Source organism: Yoonia sp. R2-816 (genome assembly GCF_046762905.1).
Taxonomy (GTDB): domain Bacteria; phylum Pseudomonadota; class Alphaproteobacteria; order Rhodobacterales; family Rhodobacteraceae; genus Yoonia.
Window position 1 is genome coordinate 52699 of sequence record NZ_JBKQXN010000188.1, and the last position, 26662, is coordinate 79360.

Below are 26662 nucleotides of genomic sequence, written 5' to 3' on the forward strand. Positions count from 1 at the left end.
GCACATCATGGCCGACGATCTCCTCTCCGGGGGCACACCCGACGACTACAACGCATCCTCGATCGAAGTGCTTGAGGATATGGAGCACGTGCGCCTGCGCCCCGGCATGTACATCGGCGGTAAGGACGAACGCGCACTGCACCACATGGTCGCGGAAATCATCGACAACTCTATGGACGAAGCCGTGGCAGGCCATGCCACATGGATCGAAGTTGAACTGCACGATACCGGAAAAGTCACCATCCGCGATAACGGGCGCGGCATCCCCACAGACGAACACCCCAAACACCCCGGAAAATCCGCGCTTGAGATTATCTTTTGCACGCTCAACGCAGGCGGCAAATTCTCGGGTGAAAACTACGAAACCTCCGGCGGTCTGAACGGGGTCGGCTCATCGGTCGTCAATGCGCTGTCAGACTATCTGCACGTCGAAGTGGCGCGGAACAAGCAACTGGTCGGCATGACATTCGCGCGGGGTGTTCCGCAAACGAAACTGGAATCGCTTGGTGCGGCCCCTAACCGGCGGGGCACGGCGGTCACCTTTCACCCCGATCCGGAAATCTTTGGCGCGCTCACCCTCAAACCGCGCACATTGTTCCGCATGGCGCGGTCCAAGGCCTATCTGTTTTCAGGCGTCGAAATTCGCTGGAAATCCGGCAAAGACGACGGCGAAACGCCCACCGAAGCGACCTTCAAATTCCCCGGCGGCCTGTCGGATTATCTGCACGAAAGGCTCGAAGGGGCGACCACATACGCCGACAAACCTTTCGCAGGCAGCGTCTCCTTCAGCGAAAAATTCGGCGAGGCAGGCAAGGTCGATTGGGCCATCAACTGGACACCAGCACGCGACGGCTTCATCCAATCCTACTGCAACACCGTGCCCACACCCGAAGGCGGCACCCACGAATCCGGCTTCTGGTCGGCTGTCCTCAAAGGCATCCGCGATTATGGCGAACGGGTCGCCAACAAAAAGGCCAAACAGATCACCCGCGACGATCTGATGACCGGCGGCTCGGCACTTGTGTCGATCTTCATCCGCGATCCGCAATATGTCGGCCAGACCAAAGACCGGCTGTCCAACGAAAGTGCGCAAAAAATGACCGAAGGCGCCGTGCGCGACCATTTCGACAACTGGCTGGCCAATGACACGAAATCCGCAGGCGCGATCCTCGATTTCCTCGTGCTGCGCGCCGAAGAACGTCTGCGGCGGCGTCAGGAAAAGGAAACGGCAAGGAAATCCGCGACGAAGAAACTACGGTTACCCGGCAAGCTAACTGATTGCACGTCAAAAGACCGGGCGGGAACCGAGCTTTTCATCGTCGAGGGTGATTCAGCTGGCGGCTCCGGCAAAGGCGCACGCAACCGCGAAAATCAGGCGCTCCTGCCGCTCAAGGGCAAGATCCTGAACGTCCTCGGGGCGGCCTCCAACAAGCTGACCACCAACGCCGAAATCAACGACCTCTGCGAGGCGCTCGGCGTCGGCATGGGCACGCGGTTCAACGTCGATGACCTGCGCTATGACAAGATCATCATCATGACGGACGCGGATGTGGACGGCGCCCATATCGCCTCGCTCCTGATGACCTTCTTCTTCACTCAGATGCGGCCCCTCATCGACCACGGCCATCTGTATTTGGCCTGCCCACCGCTCTACCGGCTGACCCAAGGGGCGAAACGAGTCTATGTGGCAGATGACGCGGAAAAAGAGGCCGTCCTGGCCAAAGGCCTTGGCGGCAAAGGTAAAATCGACGTGCAACGGTTCAAGGGGCTTGGCGAAATGGACGCCAAGGACCTGAAAGAAACCACAATGGACCCCAAAACCCGCAAACTGATCCGGGTGACAGTGCATGACGAAGAACCGGGGGATACTGCTGATCTGGTCGAGCGGCTGATGGGGAAGAAGCCCGAACTGCGGTTCCAGTACATTCAGGAGAACGCGCGGTTCGTGGAGGAGTTGGATGTTTGAGAAAGTGCTTTGAACTATACTCGCGGTTCTAAAAACATGGTAATCGTCATTTGGGCAACCTACCAATAAGGCAATTCGACAACGGCAATTAGTACTATGGAATACACAATGAATAGCGTCCTAAGACTGATAACGTTGTCTGTACTAACAGTGTTCGTTGCAGCCAAAGCCGAAGCAATGACTCTGGATGAATTAGGACAGTTTTGTACGGGATCTGGTTCTGAAAATTCGACTACGCTAGACCCAGCCGCTCAATTTGGCTTCTGCCTTGGTTTAATTCAGGGATCTGCTTACGTTTTACATAGCAATTGCGTTTTGGGAAACGGCACCCTGGGTATCGGAAAAATTGGACAGATGCCTACTAACACTGAGTCGGTAAGTAGATTTGTTGCTTGGTGGGACAATAACAAGGAATTGGGTGCGATGGATGCCTCTCTGGGGCTATTTCTTGCTCTACAAACACTCTATCCTTGTGAGCAGTAACCGAACTTGAGGTGTGAATTTTTTTGATGGAGTAAACTATCAGGAAGCACATCCAAAGGTGCGCATAAGGATACTCAATTGACCGCAACAAACCAACCCAAGGGCAGTGCCCGGACCTCGGGGTGGGCGCACCGACGGAACTGCTTTGCGGAACATGGCCATCAAAACTGGTGCCACCACAATTTGAGACGCTGCAAAAGCGCCCTCCCCGTGGGGGAGGTCCGGGCGCTGCCCGGCGATGCCGGGCGGGAGGTTTGAGAGGCCGCGCACAGCCCCAGACCGCGCGCTGCCCGGCAAGCCAGACGGGACATCTCCACCGGAGCGCCGTATATGTAGGGTGGGTGAAACCCACGCGTCTGAAGCATCCGCTCCGCCGCCCCGGACTTGATCCGGGGCCTCGCCCTCACCATGAGGTCCCGGGTCAAGCCCGGGACGGGCGGTCTTCGCAGAAAGGCCCCAAAACCTTAACACCGCATTCACACCCCCACCGCACGCCCCGTTAAACCCGGCCTTTGCCCGCCAGGGGTCCGACGTTTTGCCGACGCATCGCCGACGCGATGCCGACACGCCAAAACGCCACAAAATCACGCATTAACGATCGATTCGGCCCATTCGGGCGCAATCCACCGCACGCACCCCCACCGAACGTTGCTTCACCCCCCCGATGCGCTACCATCCAGACATGCGCCATTTCATCCTCGCCCTCCTCCTCGCCGCGCCTGTCTCCGCCCAGGAGATCGAAACCGACCTCGAACTTGTCCTGCTCGCCGATGCCTCCGGCTCCATCGACGCCGACGAGTTGCTGTTCCAGCGCCAATCCTACGCCACCGCCATCACCGACCCGGCGGTCGTTTCGGCCATAGAAAACACGCTCTACGGCTCCATCGCGGTCACTTACGTCGAATGGGCCGCCACGCAGGCGACCGTCGTCGACTGGACCCTTATCGCCGACATGGAAAGCGCCACCGCCTTTGCCGAAGCCCTCATCGGCCCACCGCGCCAGGCCAGCGGACGCAACGCCATCGGGGCCGCCCTGCTTTACGGAAAGGATCAGATCGAATCCAATGATATCAATGGCTTCCGCCGCGTGATCGACTTTTCCGGCGACACGATGGCCAATTCATTCGGCCCGCCCATCACCGTCGCGCGGGATCAGGTCGTGGCCGCAGGCATCACGATCAACGCCCTGCCCATACTGCGGAATACGCAATGGCAAACCGACGATCTGCCCGCCGCGTATGAGGTAAATATCATCGGCGGGCCCAACGCATTCGTCATGCCCGCGCGGTCAGGGCCGGAGTTTACCGATGCGGTGCGGCGCAAGCTGATCCTCGAAATCGCAGGCACCACGCCGCAGAGTGATTACGCCAGCCTATTGCTGCAGACCCTGCAGATAAGCCAGTAAATCCACTATCGGCTGCGAGGTCATGATCGGCTGCCCGGTCTCGGCCTTGGTGGCGACATCATTGCCTTCAAAAAAGTCACCATAAACCGGCATCGCACTGCCATGGCTGACCAACGGGTCACGCCCGTCAATCCGCATGACGACTCGGATCACCGGAAAAACGCCATCATTTCTTGTACTTAGCGTCGTCAAATCCGCGGGACGCACTACCAGCGAAGGCGACATCGGGCCGTTTCCAACAGCCGCGGTGCCGTGACATGTGGCGCAATAAAACTGATAAAGCGCCTCACCTTCCTGCGCATCCTGTGCCACGGCAGGGGCGGCAAACGTCATCATTAGGGTCAGTGAAAGCCAGCGCATCGGATCCTCCGTCATTACGATCAAGAGAAGCCTAGCGGGCCATCAACCGGCCCGCGTTGATGCAGGTCAATACGCCTAGCGCAGTGTCAGATTGCCAATCGCCGCGCGGATCATGCTGTCGGTATCATCGCTGTCGCCAGACACCGCCAGTCCCACCAACGCGCCCGGTTCACCGCCAAACGCACGCGCATAATCCCCAGCAAGATCAACGTTTTCGCTATGCGATCCCGTTCCCGCCTGACGCAGCGCAATCGTCACACCCTGCCCCGGCGGGCCATAGGGCGACCGGATCACCTGCCCCCGGCTGTGGTTGCCGCCCCAGGCATATTGCATGATCCGCACGTCTTCATTGCCCAGAAGGCTGCGGATATTGGCCCCTTGCAGGCTGGGTGCCACGCTTTCGGGCACAAAGACGAAATAAAGCGACACGTTCCGATCATCGCCGCCTTTCTGGCCCAGATTGGTGGGTGGGACCGACTGCTCCACCGTCCAGGACCACGATGCGCCACGGCTCCCCCAATCGGCGGGGCTGACCCGTGTCCAGGCGATCGACACTGACCCGTTCGACACCATGCTCAGGCTCTGGCCAAAGGAATAGTCATTCGAACTAAAGAGCGACAGGCGCTGCTCCTGCCAGCCAGTGGCAAAACTGATCGGACCGGCATTGGCCGTCAGGGTCGTGGTCAAAACAAGTGCGGCGGAAAGAGCAAGGCGCATCAGACATTCCTTTTCGTGGACCTGACAAATCAGCTAGCCCACCAAAGGTCATCGGACACCAATATATTCCAATTCTCACATGATTGTCAGCAATGCGTCATTCCTGGATGCTTTCCAGATACTCGGCCAGAACCAGCAGACGCATCGGCACCGGCGTACCCAGACCGTCCTCTTCGACAATCACCACATCCCCCATATCGCCCGCGCCAAACTCCGGCATGGCGACGCTGAAATGCGCGCCGCGATCAAGCCCGTCAATCGTGCTCATCACCTGATTTCTAGGGAAAATACCGCCATTACGGGCTGCAATCTGCGTCAGATCCGGTGGGGCCACAGCCAGCGCGCGCGCCGCTGGCCCACCACCCTTGCCATCAGCAACATGACAACTGGCGCAATCGGCCATGAAGGCCGTGCGCCCGTCCACAGGCTCCTCGACACAGGCCGCCAGACCCAGCGCCGCCAGAATGATGAAATACCGCATGTTCTGCCTCCTGTTTTGATCAGACTGTAACAAATCGAGGGCGCCCGCCACTATGATCTGGATCATGCGGCCCCTAAGCTGCACGAAATTTCAGCAAAGGACCGCCCATGCCCCACCACATCCTGATCATGCTGGCCGCCGGAATAGGTATCCCGGTTCTGGCCGCCCTGAACGCCGCATTGGGCCGCCATATCGGGTCACCTGCAGTGGCGGCGACGGTGCTGTTTGTCGTGGCCTTCAGCGTGGCCGCTGTCACTGCGCTTCTCACCAACCCGGCAGCGGTCAGCAAACTGCCAGCCGCGCCGAAGCATCTGTTTCTGGGCGGTACGCTGGTTGCGTTCTACGTGCTGTCGATCACGTGGATTGCACCCACGATGGGTGTCGGCAACGCGGTGTTCTTTGTGCTGCTGGGGCAACTGATTTCAGCGGCGGCCATCGACCACTTCGGGCTGTTCAGCGCGCAAACCTCTCCGCTGACCTTGACCCGTACCGCCGGGATCGCCCTGATGGCGGCAGGCGTTTTCGTCACGCAGAAAGTCTGATCACCTGTTCCCACAGCGCGTCGGGCACATCGACATCCTGCATCACATGACGGCTGGCACCGGGAATGCGTGTGCCTTCCTGTACGGCCACGGCCTCAGCCAAACTCCCGAAACGATCTGCAAAATCAGCATGATAAGTGCCCGGATCCAGCAGGAAATAAAACTGCCCCAACCCATGCGGCGGCCCATCGGGCAGCTTCAGCCCGCCAACATCCAGCGAATTGACCGATCCGGTCATGCCAGCGGCCAGCAGTTCTGCCATCAGCCCGAACCCCCAGCCTTTGTAGCCACCCGCACTGACCAGCGCGCCTTTCAGCGCAGCCTCCGGGTCGGTCGTCGGCTGGCCCTCGGCATCAACCGCCCAGCCCAGCGGAATGCTCTCTCCCGCAGCCTTGGCCATGGTGATCTTGCCCAGCGCCACGGCAGACGTCGAGAAATCGAAATGCATCGCCGGTGCGCCATTGCCCGGCACGCTCATCGCAATCGGGTTGGTGCCGATCACCGCCTTGTTGCCACCGGGCGGAGCGACGACGGGCGAGGCATTGGTAAACCCGATCCCGATCAACCCTTCGCCTGCAATCTGTTCGGTGAAATACCCCAGCGACGTGCAGGTATGCGCATGGGCCACAGCGAGCGTCGCCACACCGTTTTCGCGGGCGGCCTTTACGGCACTCGTCAATGCCACCTCAAACGCATATTGGGCAAAACCTAAGCGGGCATCGGACAGAACCGCACCAGGGCGCGGGCGGCTGACCACCGGATCAACCGTGCCCTTCACCCGGCCGGATGTCAGCTGCACGCAATAGCTTTCCAGATAGTACAGCCCGCAGATGACATTACCCAACGCCTCGGCCCGGGCCACGGCCTTGGCGACTGACCGACCCTGCCGCTTGCCCGCACCATGGGCCGTCAGCGCCGCAAAACTGCGCTCTTCAATCTCAGTAACATCAACTCTCATAACGTCTCCAATACACCGCCTGTCATCCGCACCTGCCGGTCCATCCGGGCCGCCAGTTCCAGATTATGGGTCGCGATGACGGCGGCAAGCCCGGTATCACGCACCAGCGTCATCAAGGCATCAAACACCCTGTCGGACGTGTCGGGGTCAAGATTGCCCGTCGGTTCATCCGCCAGCAACAGGGCCGGTTCATTGGCCAGCGCCCGGCAGAACGCAACCCGCTGCTGTTCGCCCCCTGACAGGGCCGCAGGGCGGTGCGTCGCCCGTTCCGCAATCCCGACCCGGTCCAACAAAGACATGGCACGATCATGAGCCGCCTTGTCGGCCACGCCATTTGCAAGCTGTGGCAGGATGATATTTTCCAGCGCAGTGAACTCCGGCAGCAGATGGTGAAACTGATAGATGAACCCAACCGTTGAACGGCGCACCGCCGTCCGCCTGCGGTCCGACAGGCGGGTCATATCCTCGCCCTCAATCGCGACGGTCCCCGCATCGGGTGTATCCAGCAGCCCCGCGATATGCAGCAGGGTCGATTTGCCGGCACCAGACGGGGCGACAAGTGCCACCACCTCGCCCGGCTCCACGGTCAGCGTAGCGCCTTGCAGCACCTTCACTTCGTTCGGTTTGCCGTGGTTGTAGCCTTTGACCAGATCGGCCACCTGCAATGTCGGATCACTCATAGCGCAGCGCCTCAACCGGGTTCATCCGGGCGGCACGGCGCGCGGGAAAGATCGTGATGATCCATGATAGGCCCAGCGACAGGGACATCGCCTTGATCACATCCGACAGATGCAACTGGGCCGGGACGTTGTAGATGCCTCTGATCGACGGGTCCCAGACCCCGCCCCCGGCCACATAATTCACCAGACTGAAAATCTGATCGATATAGATCGCAAAGAGACACCCCAGCACGACGCCAAAGAACGTTCCAATCGTTCCGATCCCGGCGCCACAGATAAAGAACACCCGCAGGATCGACCCTTCGGTCAGGCCCATCGTGCGCAAAATCCCCACATCGCGGCCCTTGTTTTTGACCAGCATGATCAAGCCGCTGATGATGTTCATCGACGCCACCAGCACAAGGATCGACAGGATGATGAACATCACATTATCCTCGATCGTCAGCGCCCGCAGGAACCGGCCCACACGATCCTGCCAGCTATAGGCCCACATACCCGGCCCGGCCGCATTGGCCACGATTTGTTTCAGCTCTTCTGACCGGTTGATATCGTCCAGCCGCACCTCCAACTCGTCCGCCACACCATCGCGGTTAAACACCAACTGAGCCACGTCAAAGGGCAGATAGGCGCGCACCTGATCAATCTGATAGCGCCCGGTGGAAAAGATATACACGACCTCATAAGCATTGCGCCGGGTCGATTGACCCATCGGTGTCGCGGCCCCGCCCCGTGTCGTGACCACGACCCGGTCACCCAAGCTCAGCCCCAGCGTCTCCGCCAGCGCGGACCCAAGTGCGATCCCATTCGGCAAGTCATTGATATCACCGATGGTGCGCTCACTTTGCACAATCGCGTCGGATTGTTTGAGGTCCTCCAGCCCGATGCCATAGATATCGGCCAGCGCGATACGCCCGGTCACCCCTTCGGCCATGGATTGGCCACGCACCAGCGGGGCCACACTTTCCACACCCTCCACGGTTATGATCCGCTCGGCCATGTCTTCGAATTCCGTGATGACCTCGCCCGGCTGCACGACCGAAATATGGGCATTCGCCCCGACAATCGTGTCGATGAACTCCGCCCGGAACCCGGACCGAACCGCCAAGGTCGCGATCAGGGCAAAAACCGCCAAGGTCACACCGATCAGGCTGATCCAGGTCATCACGCTGACCCCGCCCTCGGCGCGCTTGGCACGGATATAGCGCCAAGCAATCATCCACTCGAATTTGGCAAAGGGTCGGGTGTGTTTCACCGTGGCCATGACTGCTCCTGCCTGTGTTTCGGCGCAACGTGGTGCGTTCACCGCCCACGGTCAAGCGTCTTTCCGCCAGATCAGGTGGCTGAGCGGATCAAAGTCCAGCATGGCACCCTGCCCCGCGACAAAGCCTACCAATGATTGCCCGGCGTCATCATCGGCGTCAGGTCCCGACCCTTGGCCGCAGCCTTGCCCGCAGCCGCCCAAAGCAACCCGCGCCGCAGCATTTCCCGCGCGGGCCCCTCAGCAATCACATCAGGCTGATGGCCCAGCGCGTTGTAATAGACCCGGCCCAATCCCCAGTCCCTCGTCCAGGCGACCGGCATATCCACCGGACCATTCGGGCTGTGATACCACGTCACCACATCCGTGCGGGTCGTGGCCAGAATCCGGTTCGCGGGATCGACATGCAGATAATACTGCTCTGACACCACATCGAAATCCGGAATGCCCGTAACCAGCGGATCATCCGAGGTGATCCTGACGCGATAGTTCATGCCATCACCCCCCGGATGCGCCACCCAATTGGCCCCGGTCATGAATTGCCACAATGGGCTGCTGCGGAACGCGTCGCACATGCCGCCGTGGCAACCAGCAAGGCCGGTGCCCCTCGCCACGGCCTCTGACACGTTGGTGGCGGCCTCACGGCTCAGCACGCCATCGGTCCAGACCGGCACGATCAGGTCATAACGCTGCAAACCCTCAGCATCGTCAAACGGGTCAAGAGTATCGGCCAGCGTGACATGACCGCCCGCCGCCTCAAGCATATCCCGAAAGAGGCCTGCGACCTTCTCGGGCTCATGCCCGTCCCATCCGCCCCAGACAATCAAGGCATGCATCAGCGCTGCACACCGGCCAGACGCGGCCTGCTGTCGGGCGTCTGTGCCACCAGCGTCGGGCGGGCCAGCGGCGGATCGGGACGCAACCCCGGCTCATGCCGCTTGGGTGCGGCCTTCGCCACGATCTTGCGCCTGCGAAACGGCATCGCCAATGCGCCGAACAGAGCGGCCAGCGTGGCCCAGCCCCCGACAAACCCTGCCCCGGCAGCGGCAGCCCCGGCCGTACTGACCGGCACGGCGGGTGTGAAATCCGACCAAACCTCTTGCACGGTAGGGCCATCGGCCATGCGGTGCGGCAAGATCAGGCGCTGCAAAGGCGATGCGGCCTGCAGCACTGTCAGATTGTCAGCTAGCCGGGCATGGCGGGCAAAAAGGGCGCGCATGTCAGCCTGATGACGCAGCTGGAAATCCGAACCGGACAGATCCTGCAACGCCTCTTCACGGCCCATGCCTTCGGCCAGGGCAGAGGCATCAAATTCCTTGACCACAACGGTCAGCGCATCCACCTGCCCTGCAAGGCGCTGGATATACTGCTGCGAAAATTCGGGAAATTGCGACAGACCCGCCGCCCCGGCCAGCCCACCGACCAAACACAGCGCGCGGATCATGCCCGGACCCTCCGACGAACCAAATTCTTCATCTGCGACCTCAATGCATCTTGTTTTTTTGTGGTTATAGCAGAGAAATCAAACGGAGCGAATGCAACTGCGCCGTGGCAGCATTCTCTTGCCTGTGAGTGCAACCGTTTCAACACATCTGCGGCCCGATACCGCAATAACGCGCAACGCGTCGCCAGAGGAACCTATGTTCACCATCCACAAAATCGCTTTTGCCTTTGTCAGGCAGAACCCGGTATTTCTGGCGACACTCACCCTTGTAATACTCGGAGCACAGCTCATTCTCGCCCCGTTCGGGATCGGTGCGTCTGGTGTTCTGGTGTTATGGATCTGTGCGTTTTATGTGCTGTTCCGGGCGATAGTGTTTGACGAGCTTGCATTCTGGGCAACGGCAAGAACACAAACGCGCCCCTCAGGTCTGGCTGGCTTTCTTATTGCCGCACTTTTGCTTCTGATCGGGTCCATCACGTTTGGCGTCTTTGTGTTTTCCATGATCTTTGGCTCGATCCTTGACGGCTACCCCGGACCGCAATCCGCACCCGGTGTCGCTGCACTGCTGCTTTTTCTGGGGTCATTCGGGCTTCTGTCGCTTTTCGGAACCGGCCTGCCCGCCGCCGCAGCAGCTGATCGCTGGGGGCCAAACATTTCACTGCAACGTGCACCACGCACCTTGTGGCCTATCTTCACCGGTTTGGTGGCAGGACCGGGCATATTCGGGGCTGTCGCAATGGGTCTTGTCCTTGCTGCGGAAAGTGGCGCGCGTATTATTGGCTTCAGTACCAGCGCGTTGGGCATCTTCCATCCTGTACAACTACTGATCGCGTTTGTGATCAATCTCGGCACGCTGCTTTACCTGCTGCTGACCGCCGTCGCGCTCACACGCGCCTATCAGCGCGTCGCTCCGATCGAGGTCAAAGCCGCCATGGGTATTCCGGAAGACAAGGCAGAAGTTTTCGCCTGATCTCAGGCGTTTGCGGTCAACCAGCCGATCACGTTGTCCGCATCCTGATCCGGGGGAAAGACCGGATAAAAGACGTGCGCAATCTTACCGTCACGCACGATCATGGTCAGGCGCTTGAGCAGGGTTTGCCCATCCACCTCCATGCTGGGCAGATCAAGGGCCGCGCGCAATGCGCCGTCCTTGTCGGACAGCAGGGGAAAGGGCAGATGCAGCCGTTCTGCCGCCTCTTGCTGATAGTCGGTGGCTTGGGTCGAGACGCCGAACAGATTGTCCACACCATAGCCCCGCAGTTCCTTGAAATGATCGCGGAAGGCGCAGGACTGCGGTGTGCAACCGCGGGCACCTGGAATGTCATCCCAATCCTCAGGCAAATCCCGGTCTGGACGGCCCGTCATCGGATAGATGTAAATCACCGTCAGCCCGCGCTGGGCCCCGAGGTTGACCGATTTGCCATGCGTTCCGGGCAAGCGGACATCCGGCAATTTCTTGCCTTCCAGATGATCTGCGCCGCCATCGTCAGACGGCGCAGGGATCAGTGACCAGTCCACATCGTTCAGGCTCATGAGATACCCCGATAAATGTCGGCAATCCGTGCAACGGCCTGCTCTGGCGGCAATTCCTCGTTGTCGCCGGTGCGGCGGCTGGTCAGTTCGACCACCCCGTTTTTCAGTCCACGTGGGCCCACGGTAACCCGCCATGGCAGCCCGATCATGTCCATTGTGCCGAATTTGGCCCCGGCCCGTTCATCGCGGTCGTCATAAAGCGGCTCAAGACCCAGCGCGGTCAGGCTGTCATAAAGCGACTGGCACGCGGCGTCGGCTTCGTTGTCACCCTGCTTGAGGTTCACGATCCCGCAATGGAACGGGGTCACACCTTCCGGCCAGATAATGCCTTTGTCATCATGGCTGGCCTCGATGATCGCGCCCAACAGACGGGACACCCCGATGCCGTGACTGCCCATATGCACCGCTGCCTTACCGCCCTTACCGTCATCGACGACCGCACCCAGCTTTTCGGAATAAAGGGTGCCGAAATAGAATATCTGGCCGACCTCGATCCCCCGGGCCGTGCGTTGCCGGTCCGCCGGGACCTTGGCGAACAGGTCCGCATCATGGGTCTCGTCCGTGCGGGCATAAAGCGACGTGAACTCGTCCATGATCGCCTGACACTGGTCATGGTTGTCAAAATCCACATCTCGTTCGCCCATGCGGATATCGGTGACCGCGCTGTCATAGAACACTTCGCTTTCGCCGGTTTCGGCCAGCACGAGAAACTCGTGGGTATAATCGCCGCCAATCGGGCCGCTGTCGGCGCGCATCGGAATCGCCTGCAGCCCCATGCGCTCATAAGTGCGCAGATAGGTGACCAGATGGCGGTTATAGGCGTGCAGCGCGTCTTCCTTGGTCAGGTCGAAATTGTAGCCGTCCTTCATCAGAAACTCTCGGCCGCGCATGACGCCAAAACGCGGGCGGACCTCGTCCCGGAACTTCCACTGGATCTGGTAGAGCGTCAGCGGCAGGTCCTTGTAGGACCCGACATTCGCCCGGAACACATCGGTAAACATTTCTTCCGCTGTCGGTGAAAACAGCATGTCGCGGCCATGCCGGTCCTGCATTCGTAGCATTTCCTCGCCATAACCATCATAGCGGCCGCTTTCGCGCCACAGGTCCGCCGATTGCAGCGTCGGCATCAGCATCGCGATATGCCCGGCCTTGGCCTGCTCCTCATGCACGATGTTTTCCAGCTTGCGCAGCACCTTGAAGCCCAGCGGCAGCCACGAATAAATCCCGGCACTCGCCTGCTTGATCATCCCCGCCTGCAACATGTAGCGGTGGCTGACAATCTGCGCCTCGCGTGGCGTTTCTTTCAGTACAGGCAGGAAATAGCGGCTCAGGCGCATGGATGTCCCCTTGGCATGATCATTTCGCATCGGTGTAGGGCGCAAGCGACAGGCTGACAAGCAACAACCGTCACCCGATTGTTTCCAAATCAGCAATTGACGCAGCCACCCCGCCTGCCCTATGCCCCGCAACTTCAAGGAGCACGAAATGACCAGCCTGCGCCAGATTTCAAACCAACTGCCAGCCATTGCCACAGGCAAGGGCCGGTTTGGCTATGCGCAGGCCAATGATGGCATTCTGCGGCTGCTTGAAAGGGGCTCATCCGGGTAAACCCACCCGACATGACAACCTGACGGCAAGCCGCTTCATCCCGAAGCGGCTTTTTTATTTTTGGAGAAGGACAATGAAAGTCGAAATCAAGACCCTGGACGATGTGCTGCCCCATATCTCGTATGATGACGGGATCGTGGTGTCAGAGCGCGCGGGCTATACCGTGGTGGATTATGTGTTCGTCACGCCGAATACGTTTGCCAACCCGGTGGCCCAGCAATGCCGGGGTCTGAAATTCGGCGCCGATGAACGGCTCATCGCGCGGCCCTTCCACAAGTTCTTCAACATCGGGGAAAGGGAACAACCGCACGACATCGACTGGACCCGGCCTCATGTGATCATGGACAAGCTCGACGGGTCCATGGTGCATCCGGTCACTCTGAATGACGAACTGGTGTTCATGACCCGGATGGGGATCACCGATCAGGCCAAGGCGGCTCTGTCCGTCGCCTCCGACGCGGTCAAACGGCTCTGCGTGGACGTGATGGCCGCCGGGCAAACGCCGATGTTCGAATTCACCGGGCCGGACAACCGGATCGTGGTCGACTATGCGGATACGCGGCTGACGCTACTGGCCGTCAGGGACATCATCAGCGGGGCGTACATGGGCCACGCGGATCTGACGGCGCTTGCGGCCCGATATGGGGTGCCGGTGGCTGATACCTTCGGGCAAGTGACCCATGCGGATGCGTTCATCACAACCGGGCGGGCACTGACCGGGGTTGAAGGCTACGTTGTCGCGTTCGAGGACGGGCACAGGCTGAAACTTAAGGCCGACGGCTATGTGCTGCGGCACAAGGCGCTGGCCGGGGTGGCCTACGAGAAGAACGTGCTCGCCTGGATCGTAGAGGACGCGTTGGACGACGTGCTGCCGCTCCTGCACGGCGACGTGGCGGACCGGGTGCAAACCTATCAGGCACGCCTGACAGCCGCGATCAACGCCCGCGTGGCAGAGCTGACAGGCTTCGCCGCTGCGTTCGAAGGTGCCGACCGGCGGACCTACGCCATGGCCGTGAAGGACAAGATCGACCGGCGCCTGCAACCGGTGGCCTTTGCCATCGCCGATGGGCGCGACGCGCGGGCAGCGATCATGAAGCTGCTCAAACGGTCCACCGGGTCGGAAAACCGGGTACACGAAATCCGGGACCTGTTCGATCTGGACTGGAAAGGGTCGGACCTTGTGATGCGCGATATTTAAGCAAAACCCATGTCCGGGCGACCGGGCATGGGTGCCACAACATGAAATTTCTGTGAAAGGCGCGAATAATTGGATCGCCACGGGCGTAGCCCTTATACATTCATCTTATCAAGGAGCGTCCCCATGATCCGCCTTATTGCCATTCTATTCATACTCCTGCCGCTGGGCAGCTTTGCCGCGCCCATTAACTATGCCCTGCAGGCCGACCGGTCAGAGGTCGGGTTTGTCTATACCCTCAGCGGGGCCAATAACCGCGGGTCCATGCCTGTGCGGTCCGCCAATATCGTCATCGACCTGCAGCAATTCGCCAATTCCAGCGCCGATGTCACGCTGGATGTCAGCCGGGCCCGCACCGGGCTGATCTTCGCCACAGAGGCGCTCAAAGCCGCAAGCGTGCTGGATGCGCGCGGTCACCCGACGATCCGGTTTCAATCCACCGCCGTGCGCGCCAACAACCCGCGTAACCTGTCCGAAGGTGGTCAGATCGACGGGCTTTTGACGATCAAAGGTGTGACCCGGCCTGTCACGCTCAACGCCGCCGTTTTCCGGCAGCGCGGCGCGCCCGATGGCGACCTGAGCCAGCTGAGCTTTCGCATCTCTGGCGCTGTGAAGCGGTCCGATTTCGGGGCCACCGGGTACAGTGACATCGTTGCCGACACGATCAATATCGACATCGCCGCACGGGTGATTGCGGCACCCTAATTTGCATCGCCCCTTGCACAGCCATGATCCATAACGCATCTATCGGAAAGGTAATTATGGATCATGCATGGCACTTCCGGTTTCTCAACAAGCCAAATACTGGGGCATCGCCACAGCTGTTTTTCTGGTCGTCTTGTGGTTTCTGGGGGATGTGATCCTGCCATTTGTGCTGGGCGGGGCCATCGCCTACTGCCTTGATCCGATCGCTGACCGGCTAGAAAAGGCAGGATGCACACGGGTGATTGCGGTGACGATTATCACCATTGTCGCGGCCCTTGTTTTTGTGCTTCTGATCCTGCTGGTTATCCCGACCCTGATCCAGCAGACCGCGGCCCTGATCGACACGGCGCCAGAACTTTTCGAACGGCTGCAGGCGGGACTGACCGAACGATTTCCCCAGATACTCGACGCTGACAGCACCGTTCGCCAGCAACTTCTGGCGATTGGCGAAACGATCCAGTCAAAAGGCGGGGAGCTGGTCAATGGGCTGGTCAGTTCTGCGCTTGGACTGATCAACGTGCTGGTCCTGCTGATCATTGTGCCAGTTGTCGCTTTCTACATGCTGCTGGACTGGGACAACATGACAGCCAAGATCGACAGCATGCTGCCCCGCGACCATGTTGACACGATCCGGCAACTGGCCCGCGATATCGACCGGACTTTGGCTTCTTTCATTCGCGGTCAGGGCACGGTCTGTCTGGTGCTGGGTACCTACTACGCCGTCGGGCTGATGGCGGCGGGGCTGAATTTCGGCCTCATCGTGGGCTTCATCGCCGGGCTGATCACCTTTATTCCCTATGTTGGCGCGCTGGTTGGCGGTGTGCTGGCCGTTGGGTTGGCCCTGTTCCAGTTCTGGGGCTCGGTCGAGGTGACGGACGGCGAAACCGTCACCTATGCCACCAACTGGGTGCGCATCGGGATTGTCGCTGGCATCTTTGGCTTCGGACAGTTTCTCGAAGGAAACATTCTGACACCCAAGCTGGTCGGCGGGTCTGTCGGCTTGCACCCCGTCTGGCTGCTTTTTGCGCTATCCGTCTTTGGCTCGCTTTTCGGCTTTGTGGGTATGCTCGTCGCCGTTCCCGTGGCCGCCGTGTTGGGGGTCGTCGTCCGTTACGCGCTGGAGCAATACAAAGACAGCCTGCTTTATCGCGGCAAATCGACCGGCGACTAGGATGAACAACCAACTGTCATTCGACTGGCCAACAGGTGTTGCGCTGGGGCCTGATGACTTCTTTGTGTCCGAAGCCAACGCGCAGGCCTTTGCGATGCTCGAAGCCCCCGATAGCTGGCCGGAACGTAAGCTGGTGATCGCCGGGCCGACAGGCTGTGGCAAAAGCCATCTGGCGCGCATCTTTCAAAACCAGCAAGGCGGCGTGATCATCGACGCGGGCACCCTGCCCGCCGACTATCAGACTGATGCGCAGACCGTGATCGTCGAAGACATGGAAACGCTGCCAAAGGCGGCGGAAGAGGCGATGTTCCACCTGCACAACCACCTGCGCAACACCGGCGGCACCCTGCTGATGACGGCCCAAACACCGCCCAGCCGCTGGCCCATCACCCTGCCCGATCTCGCCAGCCGGATGCAGGCGACAACCCTAACCCAGATCAGCAACCCCGATGATGCGCTGCTGCAGGCGCTGATCATGAAACTTTTTGCCGATAGGCAGATCGCACCAAAGCCCAATCTGGTGGCCTATCTGGCCTCCCGCATCGAACGGTCATTCGCCGCCGCTGCCGATATCGTGGCACGGCTGGACGCAACCGCGCTGGCCTCGGGCGACAAGATCAACCGCAAACTCGCCAAGCGGCTGCTGGACAACCCCGGCTAAGCCCGCGATACTTGTCATACGCCTGCAACAGTTTCAGCAGACAAGGCCCCATGACCAAAGCGAATTTTCTTGAAGGGGACTATCCGGCCCCGACGACGCTCGATATCGACCACAGCACGCCTGCGCGGTTCTTCAACCGCGAACTCAGCTGGCTTGGGTTCAACTGGCGTGTGCTGGAAGAAGCGGAAAACCCTCGCGTGCCCTTGCTCGAACGGCTGCGCTTTTTGTCGATCTCGGCCACCAATCTGGATGAATTCTATACCGTCCGCGTCGCGGGCCTGCGCGAACTGGTTCACGAGGGCAACAGCACCCCCGGCCTTGACGGGCTGACACCCGCCGAACAACTGGTTGTCATCGACACTGATGCGCGCCGCCTGATGGCGCGACAACAAGAGGTGTTCAACATCCTGCAGGCCGAAATGGCCGATCAGGACATCCATATCCTCAGCCAGGCAAACCTCACCAAAGACGATATCGCATATCTCGAGGATGTGTTCATCGAACAGGTTTTCCCAGTCCTGTCCCCGCTTGCCATCGACCCCGCACACCCCTTCCCCTTCCTGCCAAACGAAGGGTTTGCACTGGCACTGCAACTGGAACGGCCCAGCGACAAACGGCAATTGCGCTCTCTCTTGCCGGTCCCTGCGCAGATCGACCGGTTCGTCCCCCTGCCCTCTGACAGCGGCCAGCGTTTCCTACCGCTGGAAGAACTGCTGCTTGTCCAGATCGCCCGGCTGTTCCCCGGCTATCAGATTAAGGGGCATTGCGCCTTCAAGGTCCTGCGCGACAGCGACTTGGAGGTCGAGGATGAGGCCGAGGACCTCGTGCGCGAATTTGAAGTCGCCCTCAAACGGCGCCGCCGGGGCGAGGTCGTGCGCCTCAAAATGTCCGCCGGGGCGCCCTCTGCACTGAAAACACTGATCATGTCCGAACTCCATGTGACCGAAGACACCGTGATCGAGGTGGACGGGCTGATCGGCATCGCCGACCTTGGCGAACTGGTGCTCGACAATCGGCCCGATCTGCTTTGGCCGCCTTTTAGCCCCCGCGTGCCCGAGCGGGTGCAGGACCATGACGGCGATATGTTCGCTGCCATCCGGCAAAAGGACATGCTGCTGCACCACCCTTATGAAACCTTCGATATGGTTGTGCGTTTCCTGAAACAAGCGGCCCGCGATCCCAACGTGGTGGCAATCAAGCAAACGCTCTACCGCACATCGAAGAAATCCCCGATTGTCGAAGCGCTGTGCGAGGCGGCAGAAGACGGCAAATCCGTTACCGCGCTGGTGGAGTTGAAAGCGCGCTTCGACGAGGCCGCCAATATCCGGCAATCCCGCCGCCTCGAACGGGCGGGGGCACATGTGGTCTATGGCTTCCTGCAATACAAAACCCACGCCAAGATCAGCACCGTGGTCAGGCGCGAAGGCGACAAACTGGTCACCTATACCCATTTCGGCACCGGCAACTATCACCCGATCACGGCGCGCATCTACACCGATCTCAGCCTCTTCACCTGCGACGCCAAGCTGGGGCAGGACGCGACCAAGGTGTTCAACTACATCTCTGGTTACGCCCAGCCTGAAGACCTCAAACACCTCGCCATCTCACCGCTGACGCTCAAGCAAACCCTGCTCGACCGGATCGCGGCAGAGGCCGAGAATGCAAAGGCGGGCAAGCCTGCCGTCATCTGGGCCAAGATGAACTCACTGATCGAAAGCGACGTGATCGACGCGCTCTATGCCGCCAGTCAGGCGGGGGTCAAAATCAGCCTTGTGGTGCGGGGCATCTGCGGTCTGCGGCCCGGCGTCACAGGGCTGTCCGAAAACATCCGGGTCAAATCCATCGTAGGGCGGTTTCTGGAACATTCGCGCATTGTCTGCTTTGGCAATGGAAGCGTGCTGCCCAGCAAAAAAGCCAAGGTCTATATCAGTTCGGCCGACTGGATGGGGCGCAACCTGAACCGGCGGGTCGAAACCCTGATCGAGATCAAGAACCCCACCGTCAAGGCGCAAATCGTCAGCCAGATCATGGCAGCCAACATGGCTGACGTGGCGCAAAGCTGGGTCATGTCCGCCGATGGCAGCTTTACCCGTGCTGTTATCGAAGAAGGCGAATTTGCCTTTAATTGCCACCGGTTCTTCATGGAAAACCCGTCACTGTCGGGGCGCGGCTCGGCCGGGGCATCGGACGTTCCGCAATTGACCCACACCGACGATTGACCGATACCTGATCGCGGGGCATCTGCGGGGACGGGACCACATGACGCAACAACCGGACACCATCGACTGGGGGCCGTTCGGCCGCCCTCTGTTCGAGGACGAGGCGGCACAAAACCTGCGCCGGGTCGGTGTCATCGATGTGGGGTCCAACTCTGTCCGGTTGGTCGTGTTTGATGGTGCGGGCCGTTCGCCAGCCTATTTCTACAACGAAAAAATCATGTGCGCCCTGGGTGCCGGTTTATCGGAAACCGGGCATCTCAACCCCGAAGGCCGGGTGCGGGCGCTGTCGGCAATCCGGCGTTTCGCCGCCCTGGCCGAAGGCATGGGGATCAGCCCGCTGACCGCTGTGGCCACCGCCGCGATGCGCGAGGCCAGCGACGGCAAAGAATTTCAAGATGAAATCCTGCGCGAAACCGGCATCAAGCTTTGGGTCATCGACGGCAAGGAAGAGGCGCGATTGTCGGCGCAAGGCGTATTGCTGGGCTGGCCAGGCAGTTACGGGCTCGTCTGCGATATCGGCGGTTCATCCATGGAACTGGCCGATCTGGCAGAAGGGCGCGTCGGGCGGCGGGTCACATCAGCGCTTGGCCCGCTGAAACTACGCGAAATCAAGGGCGGCAAGAAGGCGGTCAAGGCCTATGTGCGCGAGACGATGCAAAACCTGCATGACGAGATGGGCAATGAAACCGGCATGCGCCTGTTTCTGGTGGGCGGATCATGGCGTGCCATCGCACGGGTCGATATGGAACGGCGAGGCTATCCGCTGACGGTTCTGCACGAATACCGCATGACATCACGCAAGATCAGCAAGACCGCCGAATATATCCGCAGCTCTGATTTGCAGGAATTGCGGGCGCGCTGTGGCATTTCCGACAGCCGGATGTCGCTGGTGCCGCTGGCCACGATCGTGCTTCAGGAATTGATGCGCACCTTCAAACCCAAGGATGTCGCCGTCTCATCCTATGGAATCCGCGAGGGGATGCTGTTTGAACAGATGCCCCGCGCGCTGCGCGAACGCGACCCCCTGATCGAGGCCTGCCGCTTTGCCGAAGCCAAGGATGCCCGCCTGCCCGGCTTTGGCCGCGTGCTGTTTGATTTTGTCAAACCCCTCTTTCCGCGCGCAAACTGGCAACGTAAGCGGATCATCAAAGCCGCGTGTCTGCTACATGATGTCAGCTGGCGGGCGCACCCCGATTACCGGGCCGAAGTGACATTCGACAACGCCACACGCGCCAATCTGGGCGGGCTGAAGCACTATGAACGTGTGCTGCTTGGGCTGGCCCTGATGAACCGCTACACCAACAAGCCCGACAACCCCCGCTATAGCGATCTTTTCGCGATGTTGACCCCCGACCAGATCAAAGAGGCCGAGATACTGGGCAAGGCCATGCGTCTGGGCGCGATGCTCTGGATCAATACCGACGAACAACCGGGTGTCTTGAAATGGAACAGCAAGTCGCGCGAACTCACCCTCAAACTGACGCAGCAGGCCCGCCCGCTTTTTGGCGAAGTGGCCGAAGCGCGGTTCGGCGCGCTGGTCTCAGCCCTTGATGCAACGGGCACGGTCACATTCACGAAATAGCCACATCGCGCAACGTTCGCAGCCTTAATGGGGGTCAAAGCCGACAAAAGGTCCGACGTTTTGCCGACGCAAATCCGACGCGATGCCGACAGCGGTTTGGCCGTGAAAAACAGGCGTTAACCTATGATTCGCCTGCACCGGGCGTTGCCACCGTTCGGTGGGGGGTCACGCAACACCCAATCTAAAGCTCAATTTCACCGGTTTCGCTGTCCGGCATCCAGATCGGTGCATCCGGATCGCGGCGAATGATGATATCACCATTGGGCAGAAACTCCGGCGCCTGATAATGCCGGAAATCATCCACCTGGCTCAACAATTCTGTGAACGCAGGACCCATCTCTCGGGCGAACTCTCCGATCACCGGGGCCATGTCTTCCAGCGATCCGCGCAGTTCCGAAATCGCCGGTTCCATCTCGGACATGAGGCCGCGCATCAGCATCCGCGCGCCCTCTTCCATCAGATTAAAACCCTCTTGAACCTCGCCATCCTCCGCCAGGACAGGGGTGACGGTGAGGCCAAGGGCCAGTGTTAATGCAGCTATCTGTTTCATGCCGAAACTATAGCAAAATAAGGGATAACCCTCAAATCACAAAGCAATGTCCAGCACGACCGGAAAGTGGTCAGAGGCCAGCAAAAGCGCCTCGCGCAGATCGGCATTGGCATAACATAGCGGATGGTCAAACGGATGCCAGATCTGCCAGCGCGGATCTTTCGCCCTCAACCCGGGCGACACCATGATGTAGTCCAGAAGCGCCTGCAAATAAGGCTCTCCCTTCCGCTTGAAACGCGCGGTCACCGGCATCGCACCCAGCCTGCGACCAAGCGCCATCCGGGCGTGCGGATCGAACAACTGCATGCCGTTACCTTCGCCCAGAACAATCTCCACCCCGGACCTGCCAAACAGCTTTTCATACTCGTCCAACCCCGGACCATCATTGAAATCGCCCAGAACGATCAGATCGTCACCAGCAGCCAAATGCGCCTCGACCCGCTTGCGCAGCCAGATGCATTGGGCAAGCTGCTTGCGCCTGTTTTCAATGGATAATCTGGTCGCCGCCGCCGCATTCCGTGCGCCATGCGGCGCCTTGGATTTGGCATGAACACCAATCAACCGCAGCGGCCCATTCGGCGTGGTCACGGCAATCTCCAAAGGGGGTTTCGACCAGCGGATAATGTCAGGGGCCGCGTCCACATTCACATCCATGCGGAACTTGTTGTCGAATGGCGGACAGTCATCATCGCCCTGCGGATCATGGACCGCCTGCATCACCGCAGGATCATAAAGCAGCGCGATTTCCTGTTGGGTATCGTTCTGAAACCCGACAATCGCCGCCGTGGTCCGCAACCCGAAATACCTGGCAAATTCGACCAATGCCAATGTCCCGTCCCGTTTGCGGCTGCTGTCCGGGGCCTCGATAATCATCACGGCATCGGCATCCATCGCGGTAAAAACAGCACCCAACGCATCGGTCTGCTGGGCGCGGGTGACATCCCACCGGCCCGACCAACTGCCATCGGCGATCAATAAGCCGTTGTCATCAAACAGATTATTGAACCACTCGATGTTATAGGTCGCGATCCTCACACCCTTGTATCCTGTATCTGTTCCCAGGCCCGGTTGATCGCCACCATGCGGCGCTCGGCCAGTTTGATGGCCTCTTCCGGCACCCCCCGCGCCATCATCTGATCGGGATGGGTTTCACGCACCAGCTTGCGCCACGACGCACGGATTTCATCAAGCGGCGCGTCAGGTTCGACGCGCAAAACATCATAGGGGTCGCGCTCTGCATCCTCGACGAATTGCGCGCGGATGCTGCGGAAACGGCGCTCATCAAATCCGAAAATCTCTGCCACTTCCCGCAAAAACGCATCCTCTTTCGGGTGATAGATCCCGTCGGCCATGGCGATATGAAACAGCCCCTCCAGCAGATCACAAAGCGGCGCGTCATCCGCGCCATACATCGCCTTGATCCGGCGGGCATACGTGTCAAATCCCGCCACATCCTGCCGGGCCATGTTGAACACGCGGGCGGCGTTCTCCTCTTCCGCCGCCGGAATGACAAACACCTCGCGAAAGGCGATCACCTCGTCGCGCGTCACCACACCATCAGCCTTGGCCATTTTGGCCCCCAAAGCGATCACGGCGATTGTAAAGGCGACAGTCCGCTCCGGCGGCGTGCGCAGTTTTTCAAACACAGCCGACAAGCCCTCACCAGTAGCGAGGGCTGAAATAGCGTCAGCGATGCGGGTCCAGATCGACATAGGGTCCCTTTGTCCGGATGAGGCTTGCGGCGGCACCAAAACCATTATCGGCGCGATGTGCAAGCTTTCAAAGGCTTGCCACCGATTTAAGCCATGTTTTCTGACCGCTAGCTCAAAACACGCTCACCTTTGGGCGTGTCGAATATGGCGCGAAAATCACTGGGGCCGCGCGGGAAATGCACCCGTGGATCAGCAATTTCAACCAGGCCCGGCAAGGCCGCATCGGGATAGCTGACCTCGAACCGGCGCAACCGGCAACCACTATCGGGCAGGCGTGTGGCAGGATGCGTCGTGCCCTCGGCCCAGCGGATCAGCGTGGGAAAGGCCCCGCCGAAGGGCAGGCTGCCATCTTCGGGCACAGTCAACTGCCAGCGCAAATCGCCCCGTGCCAGATCAATTGGCGGGCCGGTGATTGCCATCGTTTCATCGAAACTGTCGGTCTGACAAATCCAGTTCGCCAAACGGGGCGGGCCGCTGTATTGATCCAGGCCAAACCAACGCGGCCCGTCAAACGGTGCTGCGTTCGGGTCCGGCGCAATGACTTCCAGATAGATATCACCCAGCCCCAACAGCTTGTTATGCGTGCCATAGCGGACATGCTGGCCGCCCGGTTGCATGGTCACGCCCAATGTCCGTTCGACCCAGGCGACACCGTCTGCCAGCGTTTGGGCAGCCACGGCAAGATGATCCAGTTTCAGCATGGTCTGCTCCCGGCAGCGATCAAAATTCTAGAATTTTGATCTACCCGCGCGCCTGGCGGATCAACCCCAAAATATCCTGCGCAGCCTTCGGAATATTCGTTCCCGGCCCAAAGATTGCCTTCACGCCCGCGTCGTAAAGGAATTGGTAATCCTGTTGCGGGATAACGCCTCCGCAGATCACGATGATATCGTCCGCATCGGCGTCTTTCAGGGCCTGCACCAGTTTTGGCGCCAGCGTTTTGTGCCCCGCCGCCTGGCTGCTGATCCCGATGACATGCACGTCATTGTCGATGGCATCCTGTGCCGCCTCATCCGGGGTCTGAAACAGTGGGCCCACGTCCACGTCAAACCCGATATCGGCAAAGGCGGTGGCAATCACCTTGGCCCCCCGGTCATGACCATCCTGCCCCATCTTGACGACCAGCATCCGTGGACGCCGCCCTTCTTCCTCGGCAAAGGTATTGATGCTGTCCTGAATGGCGGCAAAACCTTCATCGCCCTCATAAGCCGCACCATACACCCCGGCGAGCGTCTTGACCTCGGCCCGGTGCCGACCAAATGCTTTTTCCATAGCCATGCTGATTTCTCCTACGGTGGCGCGGGCGCGTGCGGCCTCAATCGCTGCTTCCAACAGGTTGCCGCCTTCGTTTGCGCGGCGCGTCAGTTCGGCGAGTGCTGTGTCACAGGTTGCCTGGTCGCGGGTCGCCTTGGTCCGTTCAATCCGCGCGACCTGCGCTTCGCGCACCGCATCATTGTCGATATCAAGGATATCGATCGGATCTTCCTTGTCCTTGCGATACTTGTTGACCCCAACGATCACTTCGATCCCACGGTCGATTTCCGCTTGACGGCGGGCGGCAGTTTCCTCGATCCGCAGCTTGGGCATGCCGGATGCGACGGCCTTGGTCATACCACCCATCTCCTCGACCTCTTCGATCAAGGCCCAAGCGGCCTCGGCCAGTTCATGGGTCAGGCTTTCGACGTAGTAGGACCCAGCCAAAGGATCGACCACATTTGTGACCCCGGTTTCTTCCTGCAAAATCAACTGGGTATTGCGCGCGATGCGCGCGCTGAATTCGGTTGGCAACGCAATCGCCTCGTCCAGCGCGTTGGTATGCAGCGACTGCGTACCGCCCAGAACAGCACTCATCGCCTCGTAGGCGGTGCGGATCACGTTGTTGTAAGGATCCTGCTCCTGCAAACTAACGCCGGATGTCTGGCAATGGGTCCGCAGCATCGACGATTTTGGGTTCTTCGGTTCAAACTCCGTCATGATCCGCGACCAGAGCAGACGGGCCGCCCGCAGCTTGGCGGCTTCCATGAAAAAGTTCATCCCGATGGCGAAAAAGAAACTGAGCCTTCCTGCAAACTGATCCACATCCATGCCGCGCGCGATGGCGGTGCGCACATATTCGCGGCCATCGGCCAGCGTGTAGGCCAGTTCCTGCACGAGGTTCGCCCCGGCCTCCTGCATGTGGTAGCCGCTGATGCTGATCGAGTTGAATTTTGGCATCTCATTCGTGGTGTATTCGATGATGTCCGCAATGATCCGCATCGAGGGTTCCGGCGGGTAGACATAGGTGTTGCGCACCATGAATTCCTTCAGAATATCGTTCTGAATCGTCCCCGACAGAACGTTGCGCGGATGCCCCTGTTCTTCTCCGGCCACGATGAAATTGGCGAGGATCGGGATGACCGCGCCATTCATCGTCATCGACACGCTGACCTCGTCCAGCGGGATACCATCAAACAGGATCTTCATATCCTCAACACTGTCGATGGCCACACCGGCCTTGCCCACATCGCCCTCCACCCGCGGGTGATCACTGTCATAACCGCGATGCGTCGCCAGATCGAAGGCGACGGAAACACCCTGCTGTCCTGCATCCAGCGCCTTGCGGTAAAACGCGTTCGATTCCTCCGCCGTCGAAAACCCCGCATATTGCCGGATCGTCCAGGGACGGCCTGCATACATCGTGGCCTTGACCCCACGGGTAAAGGGGGCCGCTCCGGGCACGCCGCCCATATGGGGCAGGTCCGCGATATCCTCGGCGGTGTAAAGCGGCTTGACCTTGATCCCCTCCAGCGTGTCCCAGGTCAGCGCATCCAGCGGCTTGCCCCGCAACTCCTTGGCTGCAATATCTTCCCAGATTTTCTTGTCGTTCATGGAAACCTCCGGTCTGGGGTGGAAAAATTATTTGTGACCAAAGGCACTTGGCCCTTAGCTTTTCCCGAACCCGCCTCTATATCAGAGTGGATGATGAAATTGTTGAATATGCACGTGGCCGCTGCGGCGGTCTTTTTTGGGGCCACCGGCCTGTTTGCCCAGGACGCAACTGTGTTGGAACGCTGGGAAGAAGACCATGCACAGGTTTTCGACGCAGCGGACGTCACATTGGCCGACCTGCAATGGATCGCCCGGCCCCTTGTCGTCTTTGCCGACACGCCCAACGATCCGCGTTTTCGCCAGCAGATGGATCTGCTGCTCGGGGGCCTGGATGAACTGGCCGAACGTGACGTGATCGTCTTCACCGACACCGACCCGGAGGCCCGGTCGGACTTGCGGCTGGAACTGCGCCCGCGCGGATATATGATGGCGCTGGTGGCCAAGGATGGCAGCGTGGCCTTCCGCAAACCCTCACCATGGAGCATCCGGGAAATCTCGCGCTCCATCGACAAGATGCCCCTGCGCCAGCAGGAAATCGAGGACCGGCGCGCATTGGGGCAATAG

The 26662-nt window shown here is 59.9% G+C and carries 28 protein-coding genes; 13 read left to right on the plus strand and 15 right to left on the minus strand.

Annotated features, from left to right (window positions below; all coding sequences use genetic code 11):
• Positions 1-7: 7 nt before the first annotated feature.
• From parE to ACFWW2_RS11580, 3 genes are all read left to right on the plus strand, one after another.
• Positions 8-1966, plus strand: a complete 1959-nt coding sequence (gene parE / locus ACFWW2_RS11570) for a DNA topoisomerase IV subunit B (protein ID WP_393928231.1) — start codon at positions 8-10, stop codon at positions 1964-1966.
• Positions 1967-2074: 108 nt separating this feature from the next.
• Positions 2075-2449: a hypothetical protein gene (locus ACFWW2_RS11575; RefSeq protein ID WP_393928232.1), complete on the plus strand. Its 375-nt coding sequence runs from the start codon at positions 2075-2077 to the stop codon at positions 2447-2449.
• A 682-nt stretch (positions 2450-3131) separates the two neighbouring features.
• Complete coding sequence (locus tag ACFWW2_RS11580; RefSeq protein ID WP_393928318.1) at positions 3132-3854, plus strand: DUF1194 domain-containing protein; 723 nt, start codon at positions 3132-3134, stop codon at positions 3852-3854.
• Here the strand turns inward: ACFWW2_RS11580 and ACFWW2_RS11585 are convergent.
• The 3 genes from ACFWW2_RS11585 to ACFWW2_RS11595 form a co-directional block, all read right to left on the minus strand.
• A complete protein-coding gene (locus ACFWW2_RS11585; RefSeq protein WP_393928233.1) occupies positions 3822-4214 on the minus strand; it encodes a c-type cytochrome in 393 nt (130 codons plus the stop codon). The two genes, ACFWW2_RS11580 and ACFWW2_RS11585, sit on opposite strands and share 33 nt — an antisense overlap.
• 75 nt (positions 4215-4289) lie before the next feature.
• Positions 4290-4931, minus strand: a complete 642-nt coding sequence (locus ACFWW2_RS11590) for a DUF3047 domain-containing protein (RefSeq protein WP_393928234.1) — start codon at positions 4929-4931, stop codon at positions 4290-4292.
• Between the two features lie 97 nt (positions 4932-5028).
• Positions 5029-5412 (minus strand): c-type cytochrome, encoded by a 384-nt coding sequence (locus tag ACFWW2_RS11595; RefSeq protein WP_393928235.1) that lies wholly within the window; start codon positions 5410-5412, stop codon positions 5029-5031.
• Between the two features lie 107 nt (positions 5413-5519).
• Here ACFWW2_RS11595 and ACFWW2_RS11600 point away from each other — a divergent pair, with 107 nt between their 5' ends.
• A complete protein-coding gene (locus tag ACFWW2_RS11600) occupies positions 5520-5954 on the plus strand; it encodes a DMT family transporter (RefSeq protein WP_393928236.1) in 435 nt (144 codons plus the stop codon).
• On the opposite strand, the gene ACFWW2_RS11605 is transcribed toward ACFWW2_RS11600, so the two are convergent.
• From ACFWW2_RS11605 to ACFWW2_RS11625, 5 genes are all read right to left on the minus strand, one after another.
• Positions 5938-6912 (minus strand): Ldh family oxidoreductase, encoded by a 975-nt coding sequence (locus ACFWW2_RS11605; protein WP_393928237.1) that lies wholly within the window; start codon positions 6910-6912, stop codon positions 5938-5940. The two genes, ACFWW2_RS11600 and ACFWW2_RS11605, sit on opposite strands and share 17 nt — an antisense overlap.
• Positions 6909-7592 carry an ABC transporter ATP-binding protein gene (locus ACFWW2_RS11610; protein ID WP_393928238.1) on the minus strand — a complete coding sequence of 228 codons (684 nt, stop codon included), beginning with the start codon at positions 7590-7592 and terminating at the stop codon, positions 6909-6911. The genes ACFWW2_RS11605 and ACFWW2_RS11610 overlap by 4 nt, the downstream gene beginning before the upstream one ends.
• Positions 7585-8853 (minus strand): ABC transporter permease, encoded by a 1269-nt coding sequence (locus ACFWW2_RS11615; protein WP_393928239.1) that lies wholly within the window; start codon positions 8851-8853, stop codon positions 7585-7587. Before ACFWW2_RS11615 ends, ACFWW2_RS11610 begins: the two co-directional genes overlap by 8 nt.
• Before the next feature lie 125 nt (positions 8854-8978).
• Complete coding sequence (locus ACFWW2_RS11620; RefSeq protein ID WP_393928240.1) at positions 8979-9686, minus strand: ThuA domain-containing protein; 708 nt, start codon at positions 9684-9686, stop codon at positions 8979-8981.
• Positions 9686-10294, minus strand: coding sequence for a DUF2937 family protein (locus ACFWW2_RS11625; protein WP_393928241.1), 609 nt, complete (start codon positions 10292-10294; stop codon positions 9686-9688). The genes ACFWW2_RS11620 and ACFWW2_RS11625 overlap by 1 nt, the downstream gene beginning before the upstream one ends.
• A gap of 91 nt (positions 10295-10385) precedes the next feature.
• Between ACFWW2_RS11625 and ACFWW2_RS11630 the strand changes: the two genes are divergently transcribed.
• On the plus strand, positions 10386-11264 hold the full coding sequence (locus tag ACFWW2_RS11630) for a hypothetical protein (RefSeq protein ID WP_393928242.1): 879 nt from the start codon (positions 10386-10388) through the stop codon (positions 11262-11264).
• A gap of 2 nt (positions 11265-11266) precedes the next feature.
• Here the strand turns inward: ACFWW2_RS11630 and ACFWW2_RS11635 are convergent, their stop codons facing one another.
• Both ACFWW2_RS11635 and proS read right to left on the minus strand, forming a co-directional pair.
• Positions 11267-11827 carry a peroxiredoxin gene (locus ACFWW2_RS11635; protein WP_393928243.1) on the minus strand — a complete coding sequence of 187 codons (561 nt, stop codon included), beginning with the start codon at positions 11825-11827 and terminating at the stop codon, positions 11267-11269.
• Entirely contained in the window at positions 11824-13164 is a 1341-nt protein-coding gene (gene proS, locus ACFWW2_RS11640; protein WP_393928244.1) for a proline--tRNA ligase, read from the minus strand. The genes ACFWW2_RS11635 and proS overlap by 4 nt, the downstream gene beginning before the upstream one ends.
• 148 nt (positions 13165-13312) lie before the next feature.
• On the opposite strand from proS, the gene ACFWW2_RS11645 reads away from it, so the two are divergent.
• The 7 genes from ACFWW2_RS11645 (at position 13313) to ACFWW2_RS11675 (ending at position 20968) form a co-directional block, all read left to right on the plus strand.
• Entirely contained in the window at positions 13313-13435 is a 123-nt protein-coding gene (locus tag ACFWW2_RS11645; RefSeq protein WP_393928245.1) for a hypothetical protein, read from the plus strand.
• 73 nt (positions 13436-13508) lie between these two features.
• Positions 13509-14633 (plus strand): RNA ligase, encoded by a 1125-nt coding sequence (locus tag ACFWW2_RS11650; RefSeq protein WP_393928246.1) that lies wholly within the window; start codon positions 13509-13511, stop codon positions 14631-14633.
• A 123-nt stretch (positions 14634-14756) separates the two neighbouring features.
• Positions 14757-15335 (plus strand): YceI family protein, encoded by a 579-nt coding sequence (locus ACFWW2_RS11655; protein ID WP_393928247.1) that lies wholly within the window; start codon positions 14757-14759, stop codon positions 15333-15335.
• Positions 15336-15402: 67 nt separating this feature from the next.
• Positions 15403-16506, plus strand: coding sequence for an AI-2E family transporter (locus tag ACFWW2_RS11660; protein ID WP_393928248.1), 1104 nt, complete (start codon positions 15403-15405; stop codon positions 16504-16506).
• Between the two features lies 1 nt (position 16507).
• Entirely contained in the window at positions 16508-17167 is a 660-nt protein-coding gene (locus ACFWW2_RS11665; protein ID WP_393928249.1) for a chromosomal replication initiator DnaA, read from the plus strand.
• 50 nt (positions 17168-17217) lie between these two features.
• The gene (locus ACFWW2_RS11670; RefSeq protein WP_393928250.1) at positions 17218-19386 is read left to right on the plus strand and encodes an RNA degradosome polyphosphate kinase; all 2169 of its coding nucleotides are present in this window, start codon (positions 17218-17220) and stop codon (positions 19384-19386) included.
• Between the two features lie 40 nt (positions 19387-19426).
• The gene (locus tag ACFWW2_RS11675) at positions 19427-20968 is read left to right on the plus strand and encodes a Ppx/GppA family phosphatase (protein WP_393928251.1); all 1542 of its coding nucleotides are present in this window, start codon (positions 19427-19429) and stop codon (positions 20966-20968) included.
• Positions 20969-21149: 181 nt separating this feature from the next.
• On the opposite strand, the gene ACFWW2_RS11680 is transcribed toward ACFWW2_RS11675, so the two are convergent.
• The 5 genes from ACFWW2_RS11680 to scpA form a co-directional block, all read right to left on the minus strand.
• A complete protein-coding gene (locus tag ACFWW2_RS11680) occupies positions 21150-21518 on the minus strand; it encodes an AAA+ family ATPase (RefSeq protein WP_393928252.1) in 369 nt (122 codons plus the stop codon).
• A gap of 36 nt (positions 21519-21554) precedes the next feature.
• Positions 21555-22553 (minus strand): endonuclease/exonuclease/phosphatase family protein, encoded by a 999-nt coding sequence (locus ACFWW2_RS11685; protein ID WP_393928253.1) that lies wholly within the window; start codon positions 22551-22553, stop codon positions 21555-21557.
• The gene (locus tag ACFWW2_RS11690; RefSeq protein ID WP_393928254.1) at positions 22550-23230 is read right to left on the minus strand and encodes a TerB family tellurite resistance protein; all 681 of its coding nucleotides are present in this window, start codon (positions 23228-23230) and stop codon (positions 22550-22552) included. Before ACFWW2_RS11690 ends, ACFWW2_RS11685 begins: the two co-directional genes overlap by 4 nt.
• Positions 23231-23337: 107 nt before the next feature.
• Positions 23338-23931, minus strand: a complete 594-nt coding sequence (locus tag ACFWW2_RS11695; RefSeq protein WP_393928255.1) for a VOC family protein — start codon at positions 23929-23931, stop codon at positions 23338-23340.
• Between the two features lie 40 nt (positions 23932-23971).
• Positions 23972-26098, minus strand: coding sequence for a methylmalonyl-CoA mutase (gene scpA, locus ACFWW2_RS11700; protein WP_393928256.1), 2127 nt, complete (start codon positions 26096-26098; stop codon positions 23972-23974).
• A 93-nt stretch (positions 26099-26191) separates the two neighbouring features.
• Here scpA and ACFWW2_RS11705 point away from each other — a divergent pair, with 93 nt between their 5' ends.
• Entirely contained in the window at positions 26192-26662 is a 471-nt protein-coding gene (locus ACFWW2_RS11705; protein WP_393928257.1) for a DUF4174 domain-containing protein, read from the plus strand.